This is a genomic window from Candidatus Sulfotelmatobacter sp. (genome assembly GCA_035504415.1).
In the GTDB taxonomy this organism is placed as follows: Bacteria; Vulcanimicrobiota; Vulcanimicrobiia; order Vulcanimicrobiales; family Vulcanimicrobiaceae; genus Vulcanimicrobium.
Map to the genome: position 1 here is coordinate 287,846 of DATJRY010000017.1, position 25,224 is coordinate 313,069.

A 25,224-nucleotide genomic window follows, 5' to 3' on the forward strand; every position below is an offset into this window, starting at 1 on the left:
CACGCCTTCCGGCGGAGCGTCACACGACGCACAGCTCGACCGCTGTGCATGCCACCGTCGCGCAGGTCGTCGTCGTCGCGCGACCGAGCGTAACCGGCGCATTCGCGGGTACGATCGCAAGGCTCCGCTCACGAGCGACACAGCAGCACACCACGAGTCAGTGAGGTCAGCAACCTTCCGATGCCGTTTTTCGACGAGCGCAACGACTACGCGATCCAGGTTACCGTGGACGACGACGACGATACCGACGAAGACGACGACGACGAAGACGACGACGACGACGACGAGGACGTCGACGACGAGGACGTCGAGGAAGACGAGTAGGGCCGTCGCCTACGACGCGGACGCGGGCCGACCGGGAGCGGTCGGCCCGGACGCGCCGGCCTGGAACGCGGTCAGCGCGGCGTAGAACGGGTCCGGATTCTCGAGCCACGGGAAGTGCCCCGCGCGCGGGATCGTGACGACGGTCGCGTGCGGGAAGAGCGCGTCGAGCGCCGGCTTCGCCGCCAGCGACGGGTCGACGTCGCCGTAGACGACCAGGGTGGGGATGGTCGTGCCGCGCAGGGCGGCCTTGACGTCGTAGTGCTTCGTGAGATCGGGCCAGAGCAGGTTCTGCACGTCGTCGTGCACGACGATCGCGCCCGGACGCGCCGCGTACGCCGCGCCGAGCGCGTTGTCGAAGAAGTACCCCGGCAGGATCGCGTAGAGGTCCGGTCGCCCCGCCGTGCCCGCCGCCTGCGCGGCTGCCCGCTGTGCCGGCGTGAGGCGGGCGCGAATCCGGCGCTCGAAGTCTTGGCCGAAGCGCAGGTCCGGGCCGCCGGGATCGAGCAGCGCGAGCGATGCGACGCGTTCGGGGTGCGCGGCCGCATAGGCCATCGCCAGCATCGTGCCCCACGAGTGACCGATCAGCGCGAGCCGTTCGAGCCCCACCTGGGTGCGCAGGTCGTCGAGGTCCGCGATGAAGCCGGCCAGGGTCATCTGCGCGCCGTCGGCTTCCGCGGCGCGCGACGCGCCGGTACCCCGCTGGTCGAAGACCAGCTCGGTCCGGCCGTTCGCGAGCCGTTCGGCGACCGGGTCGAGATAGGTCGAATCGATGCCGGGGCCGCCGGCCAGCAAGACGTCGATCGGGCCGTCCGTGCCGAAGCGGCGATAGGCGAGAGAACCGCCCGCGGCGGGAAAAGAGACGCCCTCGGGGGCCGCGCCCCGTGCGGGCGCGAACGCAGCGGCGCCGAGCGTCGCCGCCGTGGCGAGCATGAAGCGCCGGCGGTTCACCGCAGCGAGCAGAGCGAAGGAGCGTGCATGGGTTTCATCATCCGGGTCATCGTCAACGCGATCGCCCTCTACGTCATCGCATACTTCGGGTTGATCCACGGGGTCGGCGTGAGCGGGGTGGGCGGGGCGCTGCTGGCCGCGCTGATTCTCGGCGTCGTCAACGCGATCTTGCGTCCGATTCTGGTGATCCTGAGCCTGCCGCTCCAGATCGTCACGCTCGGCTTGTTCACGCTCGTGATCAACGGCTTGCTGTTCTGGCTCGTCGGCTCGCTGGGAATCGGACTCTACGTCCACGGCTTCTGGGCCGGTTTCTGGGGCGCGATCGCGACCGCGATCATCTCCTGGATACTCAGCTTGTTCACGGCTGGTTTCGACCGCAAGACGGCCTGAGTGTTCGACCCGTTCCGGCTGGCGCGGCCGCTGCTGCATCGCCTCGACCCCGAAGACGCGCACGAGCTGACGCTGCGCGCGCTCGAGAGCGGGCTCGTGCCGGGCCAGCCGCGCGACGACGATCCGATCTTGGCGACGACGCTGTTCGGGCGTGCGCTGCCGAACCCGATCGGATTGGCCGCCGGGTTCGACAAGAACGGGCGCGTCTACGAACGGATGGCCGCGCACGGCTTCGGGTTCGTCGAGATCGGCGGTGTGACGCCCAAACCGCAGCTCGGCAATCCGCGACCGCGCGTGTTCCGCTTGCCCGAAGACGGCGCGGTCATCAATCGCATGGGCTTTCCGAACGACGGCGCCGACGCGCTCGAAGCGCGGCTGGCGCGCAAGGGACGCGGGCCGCTCGGTGCGCTCGGCGTCAACCTCGCCGCCAACGGCGACAGCGACGATCCGACGGCCGATTTCGTCTGGCTCGCACGCCGCTTCGCGCCGCACGCGGACTACCTCACGCTGGACATCTCGTGCCCGAACAGCGAGAACGGACAGCTCTTTCTCGATCCGGTGCGATTGGCCGAGCTGCTCGCCCAACTGGCGGCGATCCCGTGGTACGGCGCGCGCCCGACGATGGTCGCCAAGCTCGCGCCCGACGTCGAGGACGCGTTGCTCGAACGCCTCGTGACGACCCTGGTCGCGGGCGGCATCGACGGCATCGTCGTCGCCAACACGACGCGCACGCGTCCGCGCGGCCTGCACGGCGCCGCGGCGGCCGAGCCCGGCGGGCTCTCGGGCCGGCCGTTGCTCGCACCCTCGACCGCGCTGCTGGCGCGCGTGCGCGACCTGACCGGCGGACGGATCCCGCTGATCGGGGTAGGCGGCGTCGCCTCCGGCGCGGACGCCTACGCCAAGGTCCGGGCGGGCGCGAGCGCGGTGCAGCTCTACACCGGCCTGATCTACGAGGGGACGGCCCTGGTGACCCGGATCAAGCGCGAGCTCGCCGCGCTGCTGCGCCGGGACGGCTTCGCCTCGGTGGCCGAAGCGAGCGGCACGCCGGCGGGAACCGCCGGTTTGGGTACCGTGTTATAGTGGGGTGCTGGTCCTACGGGACTCGTTCGCGGGGCTGAGTAGTCTCGACGGGGAGATCCGTGGCCGACGTAAGCAGGCGGAGTTGTGAGCCCTCCTAAAACGATCACAAGCGTTTACACGCGAACAACGAATACGCTCTCGCTGCTTAAGCTAAACACTTAACAGCGACCGTCCGCGGAGGGTAGCCGGATCCACTCTGCCGACGGTCATCAAGTCCGGCTAGGATGCTGAGGCGCTCCGAGAGGCATCCGAAACTCAACCGGAGATGCGACGTCCCTGATTCCTGTTCCGAGAAGCTGGGACGTCTAAGACAAAATCGGTACTGAGCCTGGAGAAAGCGGCGGTCCGGCTTTTCGGACCCGGGGGGCGGCTCCCCGGCAGCTCCACCATATCGCCATGTACGTGCTCAATCCCCTCTGCCAGTGAGATCGCCCAGCGACTCCCCGGCAGAGGGGATTGAGTTTTTCGTGATTGGGCGCTTTCGTCCCAGTCACTGTCGCCGTTGGGCGATTCTGTCCGTTCCCGTCGACGATGTCCGCGGCGGGCACGAGATCGTCGAGGTGGCCGTTCTTGATGTAATATCACTCCGGCGGCGGCGGCCAACGACGTTGTTGTTGAAGTCGACGACGCCGTCGTAGAGCTTTTCGAGTATCGACAAAGCGACTGACGATAGACCGGGCAGTTGGAGGTTCATAGCAAAACGATGAGCCCGGGCCTCCTCCACGGATCGGAGTCAACGATGAATCACAAAGCCATCAAAGCCATCGCTGACGCGCTCTGCTTGTTCGTCGCCGAATTGAAAAAAGAGGGCCGCCCACCGGCAAGCCTGACGATTCCCCATGCAGAGTGGAAAACGTTCACCCTCAAACAGCAAATCATCCACTTCCGTCGACGCGAGACGTTGGACGCCCTCATCGCCTTCCGCGAGAGCTTTTCTGAACGCAAAGCCTGGCGCGCGAAGTGGTCAGAGAAATATCTCGACAGCGCCGAGAGCGATCTTGTCGGTGCAGCAATCGACGATCCTTCGGAAGACGCCGTCCTCACCGCAACGACTCGCGCCGTCGAATGCCTCGAAAGGGAAGCGCCTAAATTCACGGTCGTGCTCCCAATCGCCCGTCTTTTTCTCGGCAAGATGCGATTGGTGTTTCCCGACATCAAGCTTCACACCATTACCGCGGCTCGGCAGCGCCGCATTCGTTCGATGTTCTTCAGGATAGTCGAATCGACACCACACAACAAAGTCGAGAAGGAGCGGCTCCGTGGGGAAATCGTCGAAATGACGACTCTTCTTCTGAACCAACCGTGTGCTGAAGTCATCGTGCGGACGGACCCGGACAAAGCACAAGCCGAAGCAGAACGCCGCGTCGCTCCCATCCTCGACTTTCTTCAGCTCGCTTCGGTAGTTTATGAGCCGCCGGAACGCGGAATCAGAATTCGAACCGGCGGCGACCTCCTCACGAAGCAGCCAATCACGCTTGTAATCGCGAGTGATGAAAGCAGCATCCACACTATGAACCGCTTTCTGTTCGACTTCCGATTCGAAATGAACGCCAACCGGCTCGCAAGTCTCAAGAAGAGCGGATTCCGCGCCATCCTCGACGCACTTGCGAAGTCCGAAGAAGAACGCACCGACTTCGAAAAGCGAATGCTCACCTCGATGCACTGGATCGCAGATGGCAGCCGGCAGGAGCTGCTCGAGAACAAAATCACGAGCTTCATCACGTCCATCGAGACGTTCTTCACGTCCGACGGCGGTGGAAATCCCCTCAGCAGAGACCTCGCAGAGGGCTCGGCCATGATCCTGTCCTCGAACCTGAAGAATCGGCTGATGCTTTCCGAAACTATTGGTGAACTCTACCGGCTTCGAAACAAAATCTCTCATGCCGGCGAGAAAATCGAAAACGACAAAGCGGAACGACAGCTCCGCGAAATATCGGTCAATCTTCTTGCGCTCATCGGGAAGATACCGAAGAAGTTCAACAACATCAAAGAGTTTCGGGACTGGCTCAAGGAACGTCGGCTATCGTGACGACGAACAATACCGAACCTCCTGCCGAACCGCACTTCGGCTTCAAGGCCGTAACGCTCGACAACGTCCTGACAGTCGATCCTATCGTTGCGACCATGGTCAAACGCGAACGGTCGACCGGCGACATCTATCATCAAGAACCCGAGGACTGGGTCCCCGTCGTGCTCGCCATCGAACTCGACGCTCGGGTTCCGTGGGAGATACGGCGGATGTTCGCTTTCAGCCGCGGCGCGATGTGCTATGCCGGCTGGTACTATCCGGCGCTCACACTCGGCGCGCACGACATGCTCCGCATCGCGGATTCGGCCGCCGCGGCCGCATGCAGGGAACGTGGCATCAATCAGCCTATCGGAAAACGCTTCTTCACGTTCGAGCAAAACATCAAGGCGCTATCGGAAGCCGGCATCATTGAGCCGAGCGACGTCCGGCTTTGGAATATCATCCGCGACCAGCGTAACCGCACCACCCACCCGGCGGCTCAGCACATTTACGACTTCGCCTTCGCGTACGATGTGCTGAAGATCGTTCGGGACCTCATCAACCGCCTGGACTGGCTTCAGGCGTAGGTTTGGGCTGCAGGCGGCGAGATCGTACGCTCTCGGTCTGGCGCGAAAGTACGCCTCGAGAGCATCGGGAAATCCAAGATGCCCCGAGCGCAGAAGGCGCTTAGAACAGAGTGCCGCTCCTCTCTGAACGGAGTCTGCAAAACTGCCAGACGTGTGGCACACCGGCGCTGGAAGATGGGCCGGCCGACGCGGCCGGTTGCCGCTCCCGGCGGTTCATCGCGGCGCAAAAGTTGCGGAAGGGCGAGCCGTCCCGGTTCGGGGCTAAAAAAGCTTGTGGCCGACCTGTCACGTTCGATCCCGTCGCGATGACCTCTCCATGAAAGCCAAGATTCCGGCTCGGTCCCGGACCCCCAAGGGCTCAGAGAGACACCGCGATGCACCACACGACCATCCAAATCGAAATCAACGGCCACCGCCACGACGTCCACCACGCCAGCCGCACCGGAGCCGAAATCAAGGCCCTGGTCGACGAGGAGAACGGGGAACTGTTCCGCCTCGACGGCGACGAGCGCCAACGCGTCGACGACGACGAGATCGTGCACCTGCACGAGCAGGAGCGCTTCGTCATCGTCCATCACCCGCACCACGTCTCAATCCGCATCGAGGTCGACGGGGACCCGTACGTCTCGCATCGCGAGGTTCGCACGGGCGCCGAAATCAAGGCGCTGGCGCACCGCCCGCCCGGCAACCTGCTGTACCGCCTGCTCCACGACGGGCAGCGCGTCAAGATCGGCGACGAGGAGCGCGTCCACCTCAAGGAAGGCGAGCGCTTCATCACCGTCCCGCCGGTGGGCCACGCGAGTTGAGCGGCGACGAACTGCGGACGCTGGAGGCCCTCGCCGGCTCCGGCGTCCGTGAGGTCGTCGAGCCGCCGCGGCGCCTCATCATCTTGCCCAAGCTGAAGCTGCCCGCCGGGGCGGCGCCGTCGGCGGCGTTCGCGATATACCACGCATCGGCGCACGGCGGCTACTCGACGCGGCTCTTCTTCGAGACGCCGATCCGGGGCGCGAACGGCGCCACGCCGCAGACGGTCACCGACGTGCTCTGCGGGCGCACGATGTACGCCGCGAGCTACAACGGCGTCCCGGCCGACCTGCCGCTCCACCAAGGCATCCTGGCGCACTTGCGCCTCTACGAGGCCGCGCCATGATTGAGGCCGTTCTCCGATTCGTCGCCTGGTTGTTCGGGCCGTCGCGGCCGCAGGCGGCACCGCCCGTCGCCGCCGAGCCCGCCCGCTACCGGCTACGCATCCCGCGATCCGTCATCCACGAGTTGCGCGAGGTGACGCGCCCGAACCGACAGCGGCCCGAGCCGCTCGCGTTTCTCCGGGTCCGCTTCGCCTCGGAAGACAGCCGAACGGTGGTCGTCGCCGTCGGCGTCCTTCCGTTCCCGGACGAGGCCTACGTCGAGGGACCGGCCGGCGCCAACTTCAGCACCGAGTGGGCGATTGAGGTCGCCAATGCCGGCATCCCGGGCAACGTCGGCCTGATGCTCACGCACTCGCACGGCGGGGTCGGCATGCCCATGTTCAGCGGCGTCGACGCGCGCACCAACCGGTCCATCATGGCGGCGCTCGCCGTAGGCGCCGAGACGTCGCCGTTCGGTGCGGTCGTCCTGAGCGAAACGGACGCCCGGTGCGTCCTCGCCGTTGCCAGCGGCCTGACCGACACGAGGGTCATCGTCGTCCCGGACCGCTTCGGCGAGCTGCGGGTAAGCGCATGAACACGATGAGCCGCATGAGCTTCCTCGGCGATGGCCTGACCTGGCTGCGGGAAGCCACCATCACCGTCCTCGGGGCAGGGGGCGGGGGGTCGCACCTCGCCCAGCAGGTCGCGCACCTGGGCGTCGGTCGCCTCCCCCTCGTCGACTTTGATCCGCTCGAAGACCACAACGTCAACCGCGTCGTCGGCGCCGGCTACAAGGACGTCGGCGAGCTGAAGGCCGCGCTGCTCGCCCGGCGCTTCGGAGATCTTGGAACTCGCATCATCCCCGTGCCGCACAAGGCGGAGGCCCGCGAGGCGCGCCGCTGGATCGAGCAGAGCGACGTCGTCTTCGGCGCCGTCGATGGCGCGCGGTCCCGGAACAACATCGAGGGCTTCTGCCGTGCGGCCCTCGTGCCGTACATCGACATCGGCCTGAGGATCCACGTCGCCGAGGACGAGACGACCGTCCAGGCCATCGGCGGCCAGATCGTCACGTCGGTTCCCGGCGGCCCCTGCCTGTGGTGCGCCGAGGTCGTCACGGAGGAAGCGCTGCTGCTCGACCGTCAGGAATATCTCGCCGGCCGCCCCGAGCAGCAGGTAGTTTCGCTTAACGGCATCCTCGCGTCCCAGGCGGTGAGCAGCATGCTCAGCCTGATGACCGGCTACGCGCCCGATTTCCCGGTCCCCGCGGTCGTCCGGTATGATGGCCTCACGCACACCATGAAGCCGGACCCGTACGTCAAAGGCCCCTGCCCGCACTACCCGCTCGACGCGGCGGGCTGGCGCACCGTGCTCCCGCCGCGGGTCGCCGCGGCGTGACGAGCAAAATGACGGTCGTCGACATCCTCGATGAAGCGAGAACCACACGCGATTACGACCAGCTCGAGCGCCTGCTCTACCTGTTCCTGCGTGGAGACGTCGACAACAAGGCCGAGATCGTACAAGAAGCGCTCATCGAAATCTCAAAAAAACTTCACGACGGCGAGCCCAGCTACGCGCTGGCGCCGCAGATTCGCGGCTTCCTGAAGACGTGCGCCCTGCGTCTTCAGGCCGAAAAGAAGCGATTCGACGACCGGCTCGGCGATACCGGAGACGAAGTCCTCGACGTCGCGGCTCCGCGGAGCGACGACCCCGCGGCGCTTCTCGTCCGACTCGAAGACATGAGTGAGAAAATCAACCTGTTGACCGAGCTGCGCGAGTCGAATCCGCGCTACTTCGAGGCGCTCGTCGCCGACGCCCAAGAAGTTCCGATCCCCGAACACTTCGAGGAAAAATTCGGCGAACTCATCACACCAGCGAACTCGCGAAAAATCCGCGAGCGCGCCAGACTTAAGCTCAACACGGGCTTGGAGCAAAACCGGAAGGACCCGTCGTCATGAAGCCTCGCGACGAAATGACCGTGCTCGCGGCCGAATATCTCAAGAATCGCGATGCCGTCGCCGAGCGCGTCGGAGACGCGTTCCAGAACATTCCGCGCGCACCGCTGGCGAAGCTCATCGACGAGTTCTTGAAGACATCCCCCAAAATCGACGTCGCGCCGATCCTCAAGAAGATCGCGGACACGAATCAAGGCCGGCTCGACGATCTGAACGTGCCGGAATTCCAATCGTACCTCATCGCGAAGTGCGGAACAAACGAGGTTCAACTCAAGAAGCTCATTCAAACGCTCAACAACTTCCATTCGTTCGCGATGGCGAAGGAAGGCGCCAACAAGCAAGTCTCCATCGCCGCCCGTGACGAGCAGAACAGCGGCCAGACGAGCGCGACGCTGAACGATCTGCTGAAGCTTCGGGAGCGGCGCGAACGGTGAGCCGTTTTATGACCCAGCCGGTCCGTCCGAATCCGGCCGCCCTCGCCGATGCGACGCTTCTTCGCTCGGGACAGCCGCGGATGGCGAACAACCGGGCCGTCGACGTCGAACGAATCGTGCGCGAGTTCTGCAAGATCGAACCGTGGTTCGTCCCCGATCTCGACCTCGGCGGCAAGCCGCTGCTCGGACTCTTCAGCCCGACCTTGAACGCCATCATGGTCGACAGTCGTCAGATTCTCGTTCGTCAGCGCTTCACGCTCGCGCACGAAATCGGGCACGTGCAGCTTGAGCACGGACACGGGAATGCGGTGTCGCTATTCGAGACCGCGGATCCCGAAGTGTTCGCTTGCACCGAAGACGACGAGAGCCTCAACACGATGGACGAGGCTCGCGCGGAATCCAAAGCGTGGCTCCGAAAAGTCAAAGAGATTCGAGCGAACAAGTTCGCCGCGCATCTTTTGATGCCCGAAGGGCTCGTGCGCGACGTTTGGCGCGAAGAACACGGCGACCCGGATCGCGTCGCTCATGCCCTGATGGTCTCGAAAGAAGCACTCGGGTACCGCCTCCAAGCACTCAATCTGAAGTAGGAGCGACCGGAACATGGCCTTCGAATTCATCTACAGTGCGCGAGGCAACGCCGTCGGCTACCGGTACGGCGGCTACATCCACGACATGACCGGTCGCGCCGTCGGGCCGCCGTTGGGATAGAGCCCCATGTAGATGCTTCATCCCAGCGACTCGCTCGATCGCCCACCGGCGGGGAGTTATTGGGATGGAGCATTTTTCGTTGGGCGCCGCAGAGCCGCCGGCGTCACGTGTTGAGCGCTTGCGGGCCGCTGACGAATCGGTTGCCGCGCACGTAGAAGCGTAACGGGCTGTCGGCCGCGCGGGTGATGCCGATGCGCCTGCCCGCACCGATCTCGCCCGCCGGACGACCGTCGGAGCCGAGCCAGAGCGGGCCTTCGTGACAGAGATCGATCCCGTTGAGCCGGAGGTCGATGCGCAACGCGGCGCAGAGCCGCCCCGGTCCCCGCGCCAAATCGCGCAGCTGCTCCGTGCCACGGTTTCGTTCCATGATGCTGATACCGTCGGTCGGCTCGAGCGCTCGGATCAAGATGCCCGCGCCGACGCCCGCTTTCTCGCTCGAGACGTTGAGCATGGACGAGTCGCCGTAGGCGATGTAGACGTACGCGTGGCCGCGTTCGAGGAACAGCGCCTCGTTACGCTCGGTCTGCCCGCGATAGGCGTGACCCGCGGGGTCGCCGACGGGATAGGCCTCGGTCTCGACGATGCGGCCGGCGGCCACGCCGCCGCTCAATGTCCGCACGACGATCTTACCGATCAGAAAACGAGCGAGCTTGACGGTGTCGAGCGGGAGATCTGCCCGATCGAGTACGCGCGTATGCGCCCCCCTTTACCGCTCGACGACGACGTTCGAGAAATCGATCTTGCGGACGAGCATCGTCCCGTCGTAACCGAGGACCTGCACCGGCAGGCGCGTGGTGCTCGACAATTCGACGATTTCGCGCGTCAGCCCCGCGTCCGCCGCCGGATCGGCCGACGTCAGCGTGACGGCTGCGACGCCTACGCCGTCGATGTCCGCTTGCGGTGCCTGCGTTAGCCGTCCGGTCTCGTCTTGCGCATGGGCGAGGATCGCCCCGAAGCTGAGCTGGTCGACCGACGAGCCGCGGATCGTCGTCGCGAGCGGGTCGTGGAGCGGGAACGTCTTCTTGAAGAGGGCGGCGAGGCCCGAGCCCCGGTGCGCGACGACCGTCGTTCCGCCGTCCCATACCATCGTGACCCCGGCGTTCGGGCCGGCGTCGACGTGAACGCTGACGTTGGACGGCCGGTGAAACGTGTATTCGAGCACGACGTTCTGGGTCTGCGTGCCGGCACGTTCGAAGATCGAGACGGTCGCCGTGTACGACGTGACGGTCGCCCATGCCGTGGCGAATTGCCCCAGCACGGCTTGCGGCGTCGTCGTCGTCGGAACGGCGACCGTCGGCGTGATCGGCGGCGGCTCGGCGCGCGCAGGCTCCGACAGCACCGCGATGAGTCCGACGGCGAGGCCGGCCGCGATGGCCGAGAGCCGGCCCTTCGACGCGGGCGGCCGCGTCGTCCGCCGCACGTGCCTCGTCGTCATGTGGCGATTATCCGTGGTGGCGGTTGTTGCCGTTCGCGACCGGATACTCGTTTTCCGGAACGTAGGCGCGGCGTTGGACCGTATGGTGATGATTGCGGTAGTAGCTCGCTTGAGACTGTGAAACGTAGTATCGGTGGTTGTTGCGAATGTAGTACGGGCGGTTGTTTCCGTCGATCAGCAGCGCCCCGACGATCGCGGCCGCACCGGCGGCGATGGCGGCGGTCGAGGTCGTGTCGGCTCGAGCGGCGGCGGGGAACGAGAAGGTCGCCGCGGCGAGGAGCGCCGATGCGATGACGAGGCGACGCGATGCGATCGCCAAGATGTTGTTCATTGGGGCCTTTCAAATCGCCACCGAGATCGATGGCGGGTCCACTTCAGACCGTACCCAACCGTTTGGCTTTCAATCCACGGGGGATCACGCTCCCACTGCGCCAACGTGAGCGTCGTACGATGAGCTCGACTCCCAGCTCCGAAGCCGCGGCCGCCGCGACGTTGGTGGAGCATCTCTTTCCACCACAGTTCCTGCGCCTGCCCGGCATGGAGATCGCACTCGCATATCGGCACGCCGGCAACCGGGAGCACGTCGGCGGCGACATCATCGACGTCTACCGTCTGCTCGACGGGCAGACGGTGCTATCGATAGCGGACATCTCCGGCAAGGGCGTGAAGGCGGCCGTCGATGCGGCGCTGGTCAAATACTCGATGCGAGCGTATGCTTCGGAAGGATTCTCGCCCGACCGCATCTTGCGTTCGCTCAACCGCCTGTACATCGAGAAAAACATCAACGACGGCGAGGAGTCGTTCGTCACCGCGTTCGTCGCGGCGTTCGATCCGGCGACCGGTGTGTTGCGCTACGCCTCGGCGGCCCACGACCCGATCGCGATCCGCGAGCCAGGACGGCCGGCCTACGAACTGCCCGTCACCGCTCCACTCTTGGCGCTCTTCGATGACCCCGCGGAGCTCTTCGGCGAGGCACGTCTCACGGTCGAAAGCAACACGCTGCTCGTCGCCGCGACCGACGGTCTGACCGAAAGCCGTGGTCCGGGCGGCGAGTTTTTCGGGCTCGAGCGCCTGCTGCGGCTGATCGACGCGAACTGTGACAAAGACGCGGAAGGCGTGCTCGCGGCCGTGCTGTCGGAAGTCCGATCGTTCTCACGCGTCGAGTTCGAAGACGATACGGCGATTCTCGTCGCGCGGTTTATTTAACGGGTATAAGCGATGCGATCTCGTTGCCTCCTCACCAGGCCCGAGCGGTCAGAAAGCAATCTATGACCCAATCGTGGCTGCTCGTCGTCAAGACGCAGCATTCGGATGCGCTCGACCTGACCTACCGCGACCGAGCGCTGCTCGTCGACCAACTCGCATTCTTCCGAGCGAACGGCCTCTCCGATCGACACTATCTGCACGAATTTCGAAACGAATGCGGCAGCCTGCTCGCCTTCATCTCGAAGGCGTACATCTCACACAGCGTGCAGCCGGACATCGACGCCGAATAGCCGGTCTCATCGAGACATAAGCAAGCGACGACGTGCAGGTACGACGAGCGACCGAAGACGACGCTGCCGGGGCGTGTGCGGTCATACGGGCATCGATTCGGGAGCTGTGCACGCTCGATCACGGCGGGGACGAAGGCTACATCGCCAGCTGGTTGTCGAACAAGACGCTCGAGAACGTGCGGCGGTGGATCGCGCAATCGCACTTCTTCGTGGTCGAGGAGGACGGCGCGGTCGTCGGGGTCGGCGCGATGACGGACGACGGGAAGATCACCCTCAACTACGTCGCACCGGCCGCGCGCCTGCGCGGCGTGAGCACGGCCCTCTTGCAGCGGCTCGAGGAAACGGCCGGTGCGATGGGACTCGAAACGTGCCGGCTGGAGAGCACGCGGACCGCGCTGCGTTTCTACGAAGCGCGGGGGTACGCGAAGGTCCCGGAGACGTACATTCTGCCGCTGACCGGAACGACGGCAGTCGTTCTCGCGAAACGGTTGTAGCGGCCGGCCGGCCGAGCAAGGATGACGCCGGTCCCGGCCGAACGGTCGGGCGCGGAGGTGTCGCGTGCCTGACGTGAGGTTGCTGGACGACCACCTGGAGATCACGTTTTCCCTGGTCGACCGCCTCTTGGGGTTCGACGGGAAGCTCGACGTGCCGTACGCGCACGTCACCAACGCCTACGTCAGCGGCTTCGAGGACCTCGAGCTGCAATACAACATCCAAGGGACGAACTTCGGCTTCTACAAGTCGGTCGGCGTCTTCGCGAACCCGGAAGGCCTGATTTTCGTCGACGCCGCCGGCGATCGCGACTGTCTCGTGCTCGAGACCCGCGGGGAACGCTATCCTCGCATCGCGGTCGAGCTGCGCCGCGACGAAGACCCGAACGCGATCGCGCATGAGATCATGCGCCGTTTGCCGGACAGCGGCCCGGTCGAATAACCCGTGAGGGTGCGGCCGCTCGTCGCGCTCGTCGCCGCCGCGCTGGCGGCCTGCGGGCGCGCCACGGTCGTCCCCGCGGTGCCGCCGGATACCAGCGGCGTCATCGACCAAGCGACGACCGCTTGTACCGCGACCGTCGACGGGATGATCTCCTACGCGCTCCCCGCCGGCGCGTTCTCGCCGATCGACACGAACCATCGCTCGTCGTGCAGCGGCGCGCTGCTGGCCGCGCCGCCGATTCCGCGCTGGGCGAAGCCGAGCGCGTCGACGCAAGCCGTCTTCATCGCGACCTCGCTGCAAGAAGTGTACTCGGAAGCCGGAATGGAGACGATCCACACCGCGGCCGCGGGCGCGAGCGTGCCGGTGACGTGGATGATCGGCGATGCCGACTACCTCACCGACGTCGATCTCTACCAGAGCTACCACACGGCGGACGGCGACGACGTCGAAGCCGAACCGGACCCGAGCCTCATCAGCGGGATGCAGGCGCTGTTCTCGTGGTACGTGCCGATGGTGTCGGTCGACGGGGCCGGGCACGAGCGCGACGTGCAGGCGGATCTCGCGCGTGGCGAGACCGGCTTCTGGGGCATCGCGTGGAACAGTCACGGAACCGACGACACCTACGACCTGGGGGCGCCCTGGGGCACCTATTGCGCCGATCCGACCTCGTACAAGCGGCCCCAGCCGGACGGCGGCTGCACGCTGCTCGCGTTCGAGTGGACCGCGCGCGACCTCACCCGCGCGTACCTGTCGGACACGACCGGGCAGCCGTTCACGGCCGAGGCCGCGTTCTCGACCGACCCCGACGACTTGCAGCAGCGCGGCGGCTTCAGCGCGACCGCCGCCGAGCAGTACGTGCAAGAGCTGGTCGACGTCTACGCGGCCGCGGGCACGACGCAGCCGATCGTGATGATGTCGCAGCAGGAGAGCGCCGAGGATACGAACCCCGGCGACCAGCAGATCCTCGCCGCGATGTACGCGCGCGCCGTCGCCGACGGCATGAAGACCGAGACGCTGGCGCAAGCGGATGCGACGCTGCGCAGCGCGTCGGCGGCACCGCGCGCGATCGCGTTTCCGTTCATCGCCGGCGGCTCGTCGTTCCCGAGCTTGCTCGACGGCGGTCGCGTCTATCCGGCCACCATCGACTTCCACGACGCGCAGATCGGCATGACGTTCCTCGCCGGCCACACGCTGCCGACCCGCGCCTTCCGCTACTCCGATGATCCGACCTCGGCCTACGACGTCCCGTTGGTGCCGCTCTCGTACGCCGACTATCCGACCCTCACGAGCGCGGGCGTGCGCGCCGGTCAGCTGCTGCTGACCTTCCAAGCGCCGATCGCGCTGCACTTCGGGATCGCGCTGTGGGCCGATCCGGCAGCCCTCGGTATGAGCGGGGCGAACGTGACGCCGGCCGGCCACGCCGGCGCGGTCGTGACCTTCTCGCTGCAGCCCGGCGTCAACCAGGTCGTCGTGCCGTGCCCGTCGTGCACCTCGACGACGCTGCCGTATGCGACGTGAGGGTCAGGTCCGCGAGGTGACGCGCGGACCCTTCTCGCCGACGGCGCGATTGCGCCCGGCGGCCTTGCCTTCGTAGAGCCGGCGATCGGCGGTCGCCAACAGCTCCTCGGCCGTCGAGCCGTCGTGCGGGAGCGTCGCAACGCCGATGGTCACGGTGATCGCGGTCCCGCGCGCACCGGCGGCCGCAGCGGCGCACGCGCGCGGCACTTCGGCCACGATGCGCTCGGCCGACGCGAGCGCGTCGGTCGTCCCGGTCTGCGGCAAGAGGATCGCGAACTCGTCGCCGCCGTAGCGGCAGACGCAGTCGGACGATCGCAGGCAGTTCCCGAGCACGGTCGCGATCCGCTGCAACACGCGATCGCCCTCGGCGTGTCCGAGCGCGTCGTTGACCCGCTTGAACTCGTCGACGTCGATCATCAGCACGCTCAGCGAACGCCCGGCGTGGCGTGCGATCTCGGTGTGGCGCTGCAGCGCATCGTCGAAGTAGCCGCGGTTGTAGACCGAGGTCAGCGGGTCGCGCTCCGCCAGCTTCTGCAGCTCCTCGAAGCGCTGGCGATAGGTCAGCGAGCGCAGCGTCGAACCGAGCCCGCGTCCGTCGCCGACGACGACGCCCTCCAATTCGCCGAAGACGGACAGGTAGACCCCGAGCAGGATCGAGTAGATCACCGCCGCGCCGGTCTTGCCGATCAGCTGCGAGACCAGGATGGTGTTGAAATCCGCGTGCCCGCCGAACGAGCCGGTGACGAATGCAACCGAGTCGAACCACAGCGTCGCGGTCAGCGATACGAAGACGCGCACGAAGACGTTGCGCGAGAAGCGGCTGACCAGCTCGTAGAGCACGCAGACCAGCACGGTGTCCAAGAACAGGACGACCGCGCTCGAGACGATGATTCGCCACTGGTGGTCGAAGAGCTGCGGCTCGAGGTGATAGGGGTTGACCACGACGGGCGAGCGCAGCTGCCAGGCGACGAAGAACGTCAGCGGCATGAGCAGCACGTTCGCGCCGGCCAGACCGTAGATGAGCTTGCGTGCGTCCTGTGCGTCGGAGATCAGGTAGACGTAGAGCACCAAGAACATCGCCGCCGGGAACAGCACGACCGATCCGGAGCTGACGACCAGCCACGGCGTGAGCTGCACGTACACGCCGCCGGCGAAGAGCGCTGCGAGCTGGAAGATCCCGCCGAAGATGATGTAGACGAGCGAGGGACCGAACCAGCCGCGCAGGCGCAGGGCCGCCAGCAATAGGATGCCGACGAAGATGGCCTCGGCGGCCATCAGCCCGATTTGTTGTACGGCGGACCCGGACACGGCGACGCTCCTAGGGGCTCGTCGTCAGACGAAGCACCGTAGAGAATTGGCCGGGCGGCAGGCTGCTCCTCCGCGTCAGGTGGTCACGGCGCCGCGGCGGCGCCGCTGGAACGTCGCGGCCTCCTGCTTCGGCATCGACTGGATCGAGGGCGCCGTCGGCGCCGGCAGGCCGCGGATCTGCATCTCGACGATCTTGAGCGCTCGCGTCGTTTCCGGCAGGACGGGAATGCTCGGGTCGGGCGCCTCGCCGAACCCGAACGCGCTGGTCAGGTCGCCGCAGGTCTCGCGGCGCCAGGCGGTGAGGTTGGGGACCTCGACCCCGAAACGCTTCTCGATCAGCCGCAGGGTCGAGGTGTGGTCGAACGTGTCGCTGCAGACGTAGCCGCCGCGCGCGAACGGCGAGAGCACCAGACACGGGACGCGAAAGCCGAGCCCGATCGGCGTCGTGCCGACGAACTCGCCCGGCGTACCGGGCGGCGGCGTCGGCGGAACGACGTGGTCGAACAGGCCGTCGTTCTCGTCGTAGACGATCACGAACGCGGTCTTCGCCCACAGGCTGGGGTTCGACCAGAACGCGTTGAGGATGAGATGGACGAACGCCTCGCCCGACGCCGGCAGCATGTTGGGATGCTCGCACAGCTCGTAGGGCGGCACGATCCAGGTCACCGCGGGGAGGTTGCCGGTGCGAATGTCGCCGAGCAGCGTGTCCGCCGAACGCACCTTGGCCGCGTTCTCGTACAGTGACGAGGTCTTGGGTGCGTCCTGGAAGGCCGCGAAGTTCATGATCACGTCGAGCCCGACGGGATACTCGCTCGTGCTCTCGGTGCGGTAGATGCGCCACGAGACGCCGGCGCGGTCGAGCCGTTCGGGATACGTCTCCCACGTGTAGCGCTTGCCGCCGTTATCGGTCGCCGGGCCGCCGTGCTTGCCCTCCGGGTCGATCGACGCACTCATCCAGTAGTAGCGATTGGGATTCGTGGGTCCCATCAGCGAGGCATGGTAGCCGTCGCAGATCGTGAACGCATCCGCCAACGCGTAGTAGAACGGCAGGTCCTCGCGCGTGTAGTAGCCCATCGTCAGCGGCGCGCTCTCGCCGTTGGAGCGGCGGTGCGCGGTGACCCAGCCGTCGAAATGGCCGCCGTTCCACGAGTCGTGCAACACCGACCAGGCGTGGCTGAGGTCGTGCAGGCGCTGCGCGCTGGTGTGCTTGGTGTCGAGGTGGAACGGCAGGACGTAGCCCTTGGCCGAATTGCGATCGGGCTGGTAGAAGACCGGCCGGCCGTCCGGCATCGTCGCCACCTTCGTGTCGTCGTAGCCGCGCACGCCGGAGAGCGTGCCGAAGTAGTGGTCGAACGAACGGTTCTCTTGCATCAGGATCACGATGTGATCGATGTCGGTGAGCTTCGCCGGCGCCGCCTGCGCCAACGCGGGTCGTATCCATTCGGCGTACGGCGTGAGCGCCGCGGCCGTGGTGGCCCCGGCGGCCAGCGAGAGGAAGCGCGATCGCGAGAGGCCCGGCATGCGCGCGCTTTCCGCGCGCGCGCATGCCTGCTCCTGCGGCCGCCTCTCAGGTCAGACGCAGGCTACGGTGTAGCGGGCAACGGCAGCGCCGTCTCGCGGCCGCGATCGTCGTAGTCGTCCGGCACGGTGACGTCGGGCCGGCGGGCGAGATGCAACGCGTCGCAGACGGGCGTGAGGATCACGGCGACCACGACGTTCGCGATGAGCGCGTAGATCGCGGCGTAGGCGGGATAGGTCGCATCGCCGAGCCGCAGCGGAAAGACCGACGTGAAGTGCTGCGAGACGGCCATCGCCGTGCCCAGCACCATTCCGACCAGCCAGCCGATCAACAGCGCACGAGCGTGGAACCAGCGTCCGTACAGGCCGAATATCACGGCCGGGAACGTCTGTAGGATCCACACGCCGCCCAGCAGCTGCAAGTTGATCGCGAACTGCAGGGGGATCGCGACGACGAACACCAGCGCGCCCAGCTTCACCACCAGCGAGGCCAGCTTGGCGACTTGCGACTCCGCCGCCGGCGAGGCGTCGGTCTGCACGTACCGCACCCAGATGTTGCGGGTGAACAGGTTGGCCGCCGCGATCGACATGATCGCCGCCGGGACGAGCGCGCCGATCGCGATCGCGGCGAAGGCGAACCCGACGAACCACGAGGGGAACATCGCCTGGAAGAGCAGCGGCACCGCCAAGCTGGTGTTCTTGGGCGCGATGCCGGCCGCGAGCGCCATCAGGCCGAGCAGCGCGATCAGCCCCAGCAGCAAGCTGTAGGCCGGCAACAGCGCGGCGTTGCGGCGGATGACGTCGGCGTTGCGCGAGCTGAGCACGCCGGTCACGCTGTGCGGGTAGAGGAACAGCGCCATCGCCGAACCGAGCGCAAGCGTCGCATAGGCGCCGAAGCCGGCCGGTGAGATGAGAATCGAGCCGGGCTTCGGATGCGCCGCGAGCGCCGTCTGCGCGGCCGCGAAGATGTGGCCGAAGCCGCCCAGCTTGAGCGGGATGACGATGATCGCGACGATGATCGTCACGTAGATCAAGGTGTCCTTGACCAGCGCGATGATGGCCGGCGCGCGCAGGCCGCTGGTGTACGTGTACGCGGCCAGGATGACGAACGCGACGATCAGCGGGAGGTCGGCGGCCAGACCGCTGCCGGTGATACCCATCGTGGCCAGCACGACCTGGATGCCGACCAGCTGCAGCGCGATGTACGGCATCGTCGCCAGGATGCCGGTCAGGGCGATGGCCAGCTCGAGGCCGCGGCTGCCGTAGCGGCCGTGGACGAAGTCGGCCGGCGTGACGAAGCGGTGCCGGTGACAGACCGCCCACAGGCGCGGCATGAAGACCAGCGCGATCGGATAGATCAGCACCGTGTACGGGACGGCGAAGAAGCCGATCGCGCCGCTGCCGAACATCAGCGCCGGCACGGCGATGAACGTGTACGCCGTGTAGAGGTCGCCGCCCAGCAAGAACCAGACGATGACCGTCCCGAAGCGGCGGCCGCCCAGGCCCCACTCGTTGAGGTCGCTCAGGTTGCCGCGGCGCCAGCGCGCGGCCCAGAACCCGAGCACGGTGACGACCAGGAAGAGCAGGATGAAGACCGTCAGCGCGACGCCGTCGATCATTGCCGTTCCTCACGGGTCGCGAGGTAGACGATCCACGTCAACCCGGCGCTCAGGACCAGCCACAGGAACTGGTACCAATAGAAGAAGGGAAAGCCCCACAGCGCGGGCGTCGCCGTCAGATAGACTGGGGCGAGCAGCGCGATGAACGGGATGAGGAGCAGGAAGTACCAGCGCCAGCGCATGCGTTTTCCTTTCCCCGTCGGGAAGATTTGGCTCGGTTGGGCGGCTCGGTAGAAGGACCGCGCCGGGGGGCCTCGGAATGTTGCTCGACCCCCGCCTCCCACGTCGGTCGAGGGCGCGCGCCATGTCGTCGGCACAAGTTCCGGGTTTTCTCCCGAGTCAGTCCGGCCTCCACTTCCCGAACAGTTGGAACAAGGGCACCAACTACCCCGTCGTGACGCTGCCCGTCATCGGGACCGTCGCCTCGCAAGACGCCAACAAGGGCCTATGCGGCGGCTTCGTCATGACGGCGCTCGACATGTTTCTGCACGCGCCGCGGCTCTTGCCGCCCAACGACACGACCAATCCGCCCGATCCGTCGCCGCTCTTCAACTACCTCTCCTCGCGGTTGCTCGACAGTCTCGACGCCAACGGTCCCAAAGACGTGCAGTGGACGCAGGTACAAGATCACGACGTCACCATCGAGCTCGAAGGCGCCGGCCTCTCGAAGCGCATGATCGAAACGGAGTGGCCCGCCATCAAGGCCGACATCGACGCCGGCAGACCCTCGCCGCTCTCGCTGGTCGCGAAGCCGTGGTGCGGCCCGGGCGACGTGAAAGGCATCATCGCGGCGCTGAGCGAGTCGCATCAGGTCTTGGCGTGGGCGTACGATCTCGACGCGCAGAACAATCTGACGTTGAAGGTCTACGACCCCAACGACCCCTTCAACAACGACGCCGAGATCAGGATGAACGTCGGCGGTCCGACGACGGAAACGATCGCGATCTCGTGTCCCTCCATCTCGCAGCACTTGAACGGAGCGCAGATTCGCGGCGTCTTCCGCTCGGCGTACGGCTTGAAGGACCCCTCGGCGCTCGCGCAGCCGCACATCCCGTTCATGACGTGGGCCGGAAACTTCGGCGGTCAGGACAGTCTGCTGCTCTACAATCCGCCGAGCAACAATTGGTGGCTCGGTACGTTTTCCGCCGGCACCCTGACCTGGACGAACGTGGACAATACGGCCGGCTTCGGGAACGTCTCGGGCGACCAGTTCTGGGTCGGCAACTTCATCACGGCCGGATCGAGCGACATCCTGTTCTACAACGCGTACGACAACAATTGGTGGATCGGCAGCTTCTCGGGTTCCGGCTCGAACGCGAAGCTCAGTTGGTCGCTGGCCGCCAATACGGCCGGATTCGGCAACATCTCGAGCCCGCCGCCCGCGCACCGGTTCTGGGTCGGGGCGTTCGACGGCAGCGGCAAGGACAACATCCTGTTCTTCAATCAGTACGACGCGAACTGGTGGCTGGGGCAGTTCGACGCGACCGGCAAGATCACGTGGAAGCTCGCGACGAACTCGAAAGGGTTCGGCGGCGGTGAGGCGAGCGGGCTGTTCTTCGTCGGACACTTCTCGAGCCAGACCGCGGACAGCGTTCTGTTCTACCATCCGGGCGACGGCAATTGGTTCTTGGGCAGCTTCAACGGGACGACGATGACGTTCGCCCAGGTCGGCAACACGGTGGGATTCGGCGACATCTCGGCGCCGCCGCCGGTGCATCGGTTCTGGGTGGGCAACTTCGTCGGCGGCGAGTTCGATCAAGTGCTGTTCTTCAACCAGCCCGACGAGAACTGGTGGGTCGGAGCGTTCGTCGGCGGTCAGATGAAGTGGGGCGTCGCCAACAACAGCGCCACGCAATTCGGCGGCGGCGAGGCGACGGGCGTGTTCTTCCAAGGCAAGTTCAACGGCAGCGAAGCGATCTTGTTCTATCACCCGGACGACGCGAACTGGTTCCTCGGGACGTTCTCGGCGTACAACATCTCGTGGATGCTCGTCGACAACAGCTCCGGCTTCGGCTACATCGCGAACGACCTGTTCTTCACCGGGACCTTCGGGACGCCGAACACGACGGTCGTGTTCTTTCACGAAGACGGCCACTGGTGGCAGGGGACGGTGGCGCGCCAATCGACGACGTGGAAGCTCGTCGCGGCGACCGCGGGCAAGGCGTGGTGACGGACTAGCCGTCACGGCGGCGCCAGGCCTTCGAGGGCGCCGTCTCGCACCAGACGAGGAATGTTCGCGCGACCGTTCGCCCTGGCGTCGGCCGTCCTCGCCGCCGTGCTGCTCGGCCCCGCGAGCGCGGTGCCGGCGCGGCCGCCGACGCTCGTCATCGACGGCGATCCCAACTCGCTCGACACGATCCTGAACACGCCCTTCGGCTGGTCGTTGGGCCCACTCACGCAAGGCTACCTGTTCCTGGTCGACGACCGCGGCCGGTTGGTCCCGGACCGCGCATTGCGCGTGCCGACACAAGCCAACGGATTGATCTCGCGCGACGGGCGCACGATCGTGTACGAGATTCGCACCGGCCGCTGGAGCGACGGCGCGCCGTTCGACGCCCGCGACGTCGTTTTCACCGTCGCGGCGTTGCGCGATCCGCGCACCGCCGTGCCGGACACGTCGGCCGTCGCGCCGATCGTGAGCGTCGCGGCGCCGCGTCCCGACCGGCTCGTCGTGCACCTGCGGCGTCCGTGGGCGCCGTTCGTCGCCTCGTTCCTCACGCTCGGCGCGAACGATCCGTTCGCGATCCTCCCGCGCCACCTCGTTGCCGCGCTGCCGTCGTTGAACCACAGCGTGCTCGACACGCAACCGGTGGGCTTGGGCCCCTTCCGCCTCACGCGCTGGGTGCGCGGGCAGCGGTTGGAGTTCGAGCGCAACCCGTACGCGTGGCGTCACGCGCGCAGCGACCGAGTCGTCGTGCAGATCGTCCCGGCGGCGCCGACCCGTCTGGTCGAGCTGCTGGCCGGCGACCTCGATGCGGTGCCCCTGACCGGGCTGCAAATCGACGCCGCGCGCGCCCGCGGATTGCGGCTCGTCGCGACCACGACCAACCTGATCGACTATCTGGAATGCAACCTGCGTCGGCCGGCGCTGCGCGCGGCACGGGTGCGCCGCGCGCTGGCGCAGGCGATCGACCGCGCCCGCTTGGCACGCACGATCTATCGCGACGCGCTGGTCCCCGGTGACGGCGTGCAGCTCGATCGCACCTTCGACGGCCGGCGTCCGCTGCCGCGCTACGATCCGCTCGCCGCTGCGCGCGTGCTCTCGCCGTTGCACCTGCATCTCGACCTCGCGATCGCCGGCGACTGGCGGCGCAGCGCCGACGCCGCGATCGAGATCGCCGACGACCTGCGGCGGGCCGGCGTGGCGACGACGATCCGCTCGTCGACCGAAGCGACGTTCTGGGGCGCGCGCGACGCGGGCGGTGTGCTCGAAAACGGCCGCTTCGATCTGGCGTTGACGTCGTGGTCGCCGACGCTCGATCCCGACCGTTCGTACCTGTTCGGCTGCGCCGCGGTTCCGCCGCTGGGCGGCAACGCGATGGGCTGGTGCGATCCGGCCTTCGATCGCGCCGAAGCGGCGGGTGCGGCGGCCTACGATCCGGCCGTGCGCGCGCGCTGGTATCGCACGGCCGGCGACATCCTGGCCGACCAGGTCCCGATCATCCCGCTCGGACTCGAGCGCAGCGTGTACGCCGTCGCGCCGCGTCTGTTCGACTTTCGGCCAAACCCGCTGGGCCGCGATTTTTGGAACGCATGGGAGTGGGCGGTCGCCCCCTAGGCGAAAGGACGCCGGATGCGCGAGGCGACCGCCGTTCGACCCTCGGGGCTTGATCGTTTCTTCGGCATCGCCGCCGCCGGATCGACGATCCCGCGTGAGGTGCGGGCCGGACTGACGACGTTCCTGACGATGTCGTACGTCCTGTTCGTCAACCCTGCGGTCCTCGGCAACGCGATCACCGGCATCCCGGACGGCTTCGCCAAGCTGCTCGTCGTGACGGCGCTGGCCGCCGCGATCGGCAGCCTGTTGATGGGACTGATCGCGCGCTATCCGTTCGCCCAGGCACCCGGCATGGGGCTCAACGCGTACTTCGCCTACACGGTCGTGCTGGGGCAGAAGATCCCGTGGCAGACGGCGCTCGGGGCCGTGTTCGTCTCGGGCTCGATTTTCGTGCTGCTCTCGGTGCTCGGCGTCCGACAAGCGGTCGTGCGCGCGATCCCGTGGGCGCTCAAGAACGCGGTCACCGCCGGCATCGGCGCCTTTCTCGCGTTCCTCGGCCTCAAGAACGCCGGCATCGTCGTCCCCAATCCCGCCACCTTCGTGACGCTGGGAACGCTTACGGCCGCGCCCGCGCTGATCACGTTCGCCGGGCTGGTCGTCACCGCGGCGCTGCTCGCGCGCCGCATCCCCGGTGCGGTGCTGTACGGCATCATCGGCGCGACCCTGCTGGGCGTCGTCACGCACGCGGCGGTCTACCCGGGGCCGCACGACACGCTGGTTCCGTTCGCCGGTTTCTCGAACGGCGTCGTCGCCACGCCGATGTGGCCGAGCGGCCTGGTCGGCGCGCTCGATTTGCGCGCCGCGCTCGGCCTGGGCGTGGCGGTCGTGGTGTTCACGTTCTTCTTCGTCGACTTCTTCGACGCGACCGGGACGCTCGTCGGTCTGGCCGCGCGGGCCGGCGTCCTCGACGAGAACGGCGACATGCCGCGGGCGCGGCGCACGTTCGCCTGCGACGGCTTGGCCGCGATGGTCGGCGCGGCGCTCGGCACCAGCACGACGACGGCCTACATCGAGAGCGCCAGCGGCATCGCCGAGGGCGGCCGGACCGGACTGGTCGCGGTGACGGTCGGCCTGCTGTTCCTGTGCTCGACGGTGCTGTGGCCGCTGGCCGGCGTGATCCCGGCGGCGGCGACCGCGCCGGCGCTGATCGTCGTCGGCGCGATGATGCTGCAGAGCCTGCGCAACGTCGACTGGGACGACTACGCGCTGGTCATCTCGGTCTTCCTGACGATCATCGCCATGCCGCTGACGTTCTCGATCGCCAACGGCGTGAGCTTCGGCGTGATCGCCTACGCCGCCATCATGCTGCTGAGCGGGCGCGGCAAGGCCGTCGCCCCGCTGCTCTACGTCGTCGCGGTGCTGCTGCTGATCCGCTACATCTGGCTGGCCGGCGGCTAGCGAACCGTCCCCGGTGTGCGGCGCGCGACGTACGCGATCGCCAGCACGATCGGAACCACGAGCAGCAGGGCGTGCTCGAGCCGTGCGGCCGACCACGCCGCCGCCGCGCCGCCGCCGCAGTAGAAGACGACGAGGGCGGCCAGGATGACCAACCGCCGCTGCGCTCCATCGCGGTCCTTGCCGAGCAGCATGTCGCCGATGGCGACGCCGATTTGCGTGTAGTGCCCGGTGACGAAGCTCGTGTTGAGCTTCACGCCGGCAAAGGTCGTGATCGCCTGATTCTGCAGGCCCATCGCGAACGCGATGACGTCGAGCTGCACCGCGTGTCCGTGTACGAACGAGGCGGCGGCGAGCGTCGCCGCTTCGGCTGAGAGCGGGACGACACACGAGGTGCGCGTGCGCAGCAGCGAGGCGATCGTCGCGCCGACGGCCAGCGATGCGATCGCGCCTAACGACCGCTCGATCATCGTCGCGTCGCCGTGATAGGCCGCGATGCCGAGCAGGACGGTGTTGCCGGTCTGGTTCGCGGCGAAGGCGCCCCAGCGCACGTAGGCGATGCCGTCGCAGAAGCCGGCCACCAGCGCCAGCGCTGCCGCGAGTGCGGCCGCCTGCCGCGTCTGGGGTGCGGTCATGGTGGAGCGGTTCTCGATCGCCTCCGGCGAA

28 protein-coding genes, 1 other RNA gene and 1 pseudogene are annotated in these 25,224 nt (G+C 66.9%); 21 read left to right on the forward strand and 9 right to left on the reverse strand.

Going from position 1 to position 25,224, the window contains the following annotated elements; genetic code table 11:
- The first annotated feature begins 180 nt into the window (after window positions 1-180).
- Entirely contained in the window at window positions 181-324 is a 144-nt protein-coding gene (locus VMD91_15100) for a hypothetical protein (protein HTW85396.1), read from the forward strand.
- 9 nt (window positions 325-333) lie between these two features.
- Here VMD91_15100 and VMD91_15105 read toward each other — a convergent pair whose 3' ends face one another.
- Window positions 334-1,272 carry an alpha/beta hydrolase gene (locus tag VMD91_15105; protein ID HTW85397.1) on the reverse strand — a complete coding sequence of 313 codons (939 nt, stop codon included), beginning with the start codon at window positions 1,270-1,272 and terminating at the stop codon, window positions 334-336.
- 27 nt (window positions 1,273-1,299) lie between these two features.
- Here VMD91_15105 and VMD91_15110 point away from each other — a divergent pair, with 27 nt between their 5' ends.
- The 12 genes from VMD91_15110 (at window position 1,300) to VMD91_15165 (ending at window position 9,437) form a co-directional block, all read left to right on the forward strand.
- Window positions 1,300-1,662, forward strand: a complete 363-nt coding sequence (locus tag VMD91_15110) for a phage holin family protein (GenBank protein ID HTW85398.1) — start codon at window positions 1,300-1,302, stop codon at window positions 1,660-1,662.
- A complete protein-coding gene (locus VMD91_15115) occupies window positions 1,663-2,742 on the forward strand; it encodes a quinone-dependent dihydroorotate dehydrogenase (protein HTW85399.1) in 1,080 nt (359 codons plus the stop codon).
- A 30-nt stretch (window positions 2,743-2,772) separates the two neighbouring features.
- Window positions 2,773-3,131, forward strand: a transfer-messenger RNA (tmRNA) gene (gene ssrA / locus VMD91_15120).
- 350 nt (window positions 3,132-3,481) lie between these two features.
- On the forward strand, window positions 3,482-4,771 hold the full coding sequence (locus VMD91_15125; GenBank protein HTW85400.1) for a hypothetical protein: 1,290 nt from the start codon (window positions 3,482-3,484) through the stop codon (window positions 4,769-4,771).
- Window positions 4,768-5,337, forward strand: coding sequence for a hypothetical protein (locus tag VMD91_15130; protein HTW85401.1), 570 nt, complete (start codon window positions 4,768-4,770; stop codon window positions 5,335-5,337). Before VMD91_15125 ends, VMD91_15130 begins: the two co-directional genes overlap by 4 nt.
- Window positions 5,338-5,711: 374 nt before the next feature.
- Window positions 5,712-6,143, forward strand: coding sequence for a multiubiquitin domain-containing protein (locus VMD91_15135; GenBank protein ID HTW85402.1), 432 nt, complete (start codon window positions 5,712-5,714; stop codon window positions 6,141-6,143).
- On the forward strand, window positions 6,140-6,487 hold the full coding sequence (locus VMD91_15140) for a hypothetical protein (protein ID HTW85403.1): 348 nt from the start codon (window positions 6,140-6,142) through the stop codon (window positions 6,485-6,487). The genes VMD91_15135 and VMD91_15140 overlap by 4 nt, the downstream gene beginning before the upstream one ends.
- A 29-nt stretch (window positions 6,488-6,516) precedes the next feature.
- A complete protein-coding gene (locus tag VMD91_15145) occupies window positions 6,517-7,059 on the forward strand; it encodes a hypothetical protein (protein HTW85404.1) in 543 nt (180 codons plus the stop codon).
- On the forward strand, window positions 7,056-7,859 hold the full coding sequence (locus VMD91_15150; GenBank protein HTW85405.1) for a ThiF family adenylyltransferase: 804 nt from the start codon (window positions 7,056-7,058) through the stop codon (window positions 7,857-7,859). The genes VMD91_15145 and VMD91_15150 overlap by 4 nt, the downstream gene beginning before the upstream one ends.
- Before the next feature lie 8 nt (window positions 7,860-7,867).
- Window positions 7,868-8,419, forward strand: a complete 552-nt coding sequence (locus VMD91_15155) for a hypothetical protein (GenBank protein HTW85406.1) — start codon at window positions 7,868-7,870, stop codon at window positions 8,417-8,419.
- Window positions 8,416-8,850: a hypothetical protein gene (locus tag VMD91_15160; GenBank protein ID HTW85407.1), complete on the forward strand. Its 435-nt coding sequence runs from the start codon at window positions 8,416-8,418 to the stop codon at window positions 8,848-8,850. Before VMD91_15155 ends, VMD91_15160 begins: the two co-directional genes overlap by 4 nt.
- Window positions 8,851-8,858: 8 nt before the next feature.
- Window positions 8,859-9,437, forward strand: a complete 579-nt coding sequence (locus VMD91_15165; GenBank protein ID HTW85408.1) for an ImmA/IrrE family metallo-endopeptidase — start codon at window positions 8,859-8,861, stop codon at window positions 9,435-9,437.
- A 224-nt stretch (window positions 9,438-9,661) separates the two neighbouring features.
- Here VMD91_15165 and VMD91_15170 read toward each other — a convergent pair.
- The 3 genes and pseudogenes from VMD91_15170 to VMD91_15180 form a co-directional block, all read right to left on the reverse strand.
- Window positions 9,662-10,234: pseudogene (locus tag VMD91_15170) on the reverse strand (DNA-3-methyladenine glycosylase).
- A gap of 30 nt (window positions 10,235-10,264) precedes the next feature.
- Window positions 10,265-10,993, reverse strand: a complete 729-nt coding sequence (locus VMD91_15175) for a hypothetical protein (protein ID HTW85409.1) — start codon at window positions 10,991-10,993, stop codon at window positions 10,265-10,267.
- A 7-nt stretch (window positions 10,994-11,000) separates the two neighbouring features.
- The gene (locus tag VMD91_15180; GenBank protein HTW85410.1) at window positions 11,001-11,324 is read right to left on the reverse strand and encodes a hypothetical protein; all 324 of its coding nucleotides are present in this window, start codon (window positions 11,322-11,324) and stop codon (window positions 11,001-11,003) included.
- Between the two features lie 164 nt (window positions 11,325-11,488).
- On the opposite strand from VMD91_15180, the gene VMD91_15185 reads away from it, so the two are divergent.
- From VMD91_15185 to VMD91_15205, 5 genes are all read left to right on the forward strand, one after another.
- Complete coding sequence (locus VMD91_15185; GenBank protein HTW85411.1) at window positions 11,489-12,199, forward strand: PP2C family protein-serine/threonine phosphatase; 711 nt, start codon at window positions 11,489-11,491, stop codon at window positions 12,197-12,199.
- 62 nt (window positions 12,200-12,261) lie between these two features.
- A complete protein-coding gene (locus VMD91_15190; GenBank protein HTW85412.1) occupies window positions 12,262-12,489 on the forward strand; it encodes a hypothetical protein in 228 nt (75 codons plus the stop codon).
- A 32-nt stretch (window positions 12,490-12,521) separates the two neighbouring features.
- Entirely contained in the window at window positions 12,522-12,983 is a 462-nt protein-coding gene (locus tag VMD91_15195; protein HTW85413.1) for a GNAT family N-acetyltransferase, read from the forward strand.
- Between the two features lie 64 nt (window positions 12,984-13,047).
- A complete protein-coding gene (locus tag VMD91_15200; protein HTW85414.1) occupies window positions 13,048-13,422 on the forward strand; it encodes a hypothetical protein in 375 nt (124 codons plus the stop codon).
- A 9-nt stretch (window positions 13,423-13,431) separates the two neighbouring features.
- Window positions 13,432-14,940: a hypothetical protein gene (locus tag VMD91_15205; GenBank protein ID HTW85415.1), complete on the forward strand. Its 1,509-nt coding sequence runs from the start codon at window positions 13,432-13,434 to the stop codon at window positions 14,938-14,940.
- Between the two features lie 3 nt (window positions 14,941-14,943).
- Here VMD91_15205 and VMD91_15210 read toward each other — a convergent pair whose 3' ends face one another.
- The 4 genes from VMD91_15210 to VMD91_15225 form a co-directional block, all read right to left on the reverse strand.
- Window positions 14,944-16,215 (reverse strand): diguanylate cyclase, encoded by a 1,272-nt coding sequence (locus VMD91_15210; protein HTW85416.1) that lies wholly within the window; start codon window positions 16,213-16,215, stop codon window positions 14,944-14,946.
- A gap of 108 nt (window positions 16,216-16,323) precedes the next feature.
- Window positions 16,324-17,769, reverse strand: a complete 1,446-nt coding sequence (locus tag VMD91_15215; GenBank protein ID HTW85417.1) for an alkaline phosphatase family protein — start codon at window positions 17,767-17,769, stop codon at window positions 16,324-16,326.
- A gap of 62 nt (window positions 17,770-17,831) precedes the next feature.
- Complete coding sequence (locus tag VMD91_15220; GenBank protein HTW85418.1) at window positions 17,832-19,385, reverse strand: sodium:solute symporter; 1,554 nt, start codon at window positions 19,383-19,385, stop codon at window positions 17,832-17,834.
- Complete coding sequence (locus VMD91_15225; GenBank protein ID HTW85419.1) at window positions 19,382-19,567, reverse strand: DUF3311 domain-containing protein; 186 nt, start codon at window positions 19,565-19,567, stop codon at window positions 19,382-19,384. Before VMD91_15225 ends, VMD91_15220 begins: the two co-directional genes overlap by 4 nt.
- Window positions 19,568-19,689: 122 nt before the next feature.
- On the opposite strand from VMD91_15225, the gene VMD91_15230 reads away from it, so the two are divergent.
- Genes VMD91_15230 through VMD91_15240 form a run of 3 tightly spaced genes read left to right on the forward strand, consistent with a single transcriptional unit; the run spans window position 19,690 to window position 24,561 of the window.
- On the forward strand, window positions 19,690-21,555 hold the full coding sequence (locus VMD91_15230) for a hypothetical protein (GenBank protein ID HTW85420.1): 1,866 nt from the start codon (window positions 19,690-19,692) through the stop codon (window positions 21,553-21,555).
- Between the two features lie 60 nt (window positions 21,556-21,615).
- Window positions 21,616-23,163: an ABC transporter substrate-binding protein gene (locus tag VMD91_15235; protein ID HTW85421.1), complete on the forward strand. Its 1,548-nt coding sequence runs from the start codon at window positions 21,616-21,618 to the stop codon at window positions 23,161-23,163.
- A gap of 15 nt (window positions 23,164-23,178) precedes the next feature.
- Window positions 23,179-24,561 (forward strand): NCS2 family permease, encoded by a 1,383-nt coding sequence (locus VMD91_15240; protein HTW85422.1) that lies wholly within the window; start codon window positions 23,179-23,181, stop codon window positions 24,559-24,561.
- Here the strand turns inward: VMD91_15240 and VMD91_15245 are convergent.
- Complete coding sequence (locus VMD91_15245; protein HTW85423.1) at window positions 24,558-25,193, reverse strand: YoaK family protein; 636 nt, start codon at window positions 25,191-25,193, stop codon at window positions 24,558-24,560. The genes VMD91_15240 and VMD91_15245 overlap by 4 nt on opposite strands.
- Window positions 25,194-25,224: the final 31 nt, after the last annotated feature.

Bases quoted from the DNA above. Each gene is read 5' to 3' on its own strand.
- VMD91_15135 (HTW85402.1), top strand. From the start codon at position 5,712: ATGCACCACACGACCATCCAAATCGAAATCAACGGCCACCGCCACGAC.
- VMD91_15190 (HTW85412.1), top strand. From the start codon at position 12,262: ATGACCCAATCGTGGCTGCTCGTCGTCAAGACGCAGCATTCGGATGCG.
- VMD91_15225 (HTW85419.1), bottom strand. From the start codon at position 19,567: ATGCGCTGGCGCTGGTACTTCCTGCTCCTCATCCCGTTCATCGCGCTG.
- VMD91_15220 (HTW85418.1), bottom strand. From the start codon at position 19,385: ATGATCGACGGCGTCGCGCTGACGGTCTTCATCCTGCTCTTCCTGGTC.
- VMD91_15165 (HTW85408.1), top strand. From the start codon at position 8,859: ATGACCCAGCCGGTCCGTCCGAATCCGGCCGCCCTCGCCGATGCGACG.
- VMD91_15175 (HTW85409.1), bottom strand. From the start codon at position 10,993: ATGACGACGAGGCACGTGCGGCGGACGACGCGGCCGCCCGCGTCGAAG.
- VMD91_15155 (HTW85406.1), top strand. From the start codon at position 7,868: ATGACGGTCGTCGACATCCTCGATGAAGCGAGAACCACACGCGATTAC.
- VMD91_15245 (HTW85423.1), bottom strand. From the start codon at position 25,193: ATGACCGCACCCCAGACGCGGCAGGCGGCCGCACTCGCGGCAGCGCTG.
- VMD91_15235 (HTW85421.1), top strand. From the start codon at position 21,616: ATGTTCGCGCGACCGTTCGCCCTGGCGTCGGCCGTCCTCGCCGCCGTG.
- VMD91_15160 (HTW85407.1), top strand. From the start codon at position 8,416: ATGAAGCCTCGCGACGAAATGACCGTGCTCGCGGCCGAATATCTCAAG.
- VMD91_15150 (HTW85405.1), top strand. From the start codon at position 7,056: ATGAACACGATGAGCCGCATGAGCTTCCTCGGCGATGGCCTGACCTGG.
- VMD91_15180 (HTW85410.1), bottom strand. From the start codon at position 11,324: ATGAACAACATCTTGGCGATCGCATCGCGTCGCCTCGTCATCGCATCG.
- VMD91_15215 (HTW85417.1), bottom strand. From the start codon at position 17,769: ATGCCGGGCCTCTCGCGATCGCGCTTCCTCTCGCTGGCCGCCGGGGCC.
- VMD91_15210 (HTW85416.1), bottom strand. From the start codon at position 16,215: ATGGCCGCCGAGGCCATCTTCGTCGGCATCCTATTGCTGGCGGCCCTG.
- VMD91_15125 (HTW85400.1), top strand. From the start codon at position 3,482: ATGAATCACAAAGCCATCAAAGCCATCGCTGACGCGCTCTGCTTGTTC.
- VMD91_15110 (HTW85398.1), top strand. From the start codon at position 1,300: ATGGGTTTCATCATCCGGGTCATCGTCAACGCGATCGCCCTCTACGTC.
- VMD91_15240 (HTW85422.1), top strand. From the start codon at position 23,179: ATGCGCGAGGCGACCGCCGTTCGACCCTCGGGGCTTGATCGTTTCTTC.
- VMD91_15230 (HTW85420.1), top strand. From the start codon at position 19,690: ATGTCGTCGGCACAAGTTCCGGGTTTTCTCCCGAGTCAGTCCGGCCTC.
- VMD91_15100 (HTW85396.1), top strand. From the start codon at position 181: ATGCCGTTTTTCGACGAGCGCAACGACTACGCGATCCAGGTTACCGTG.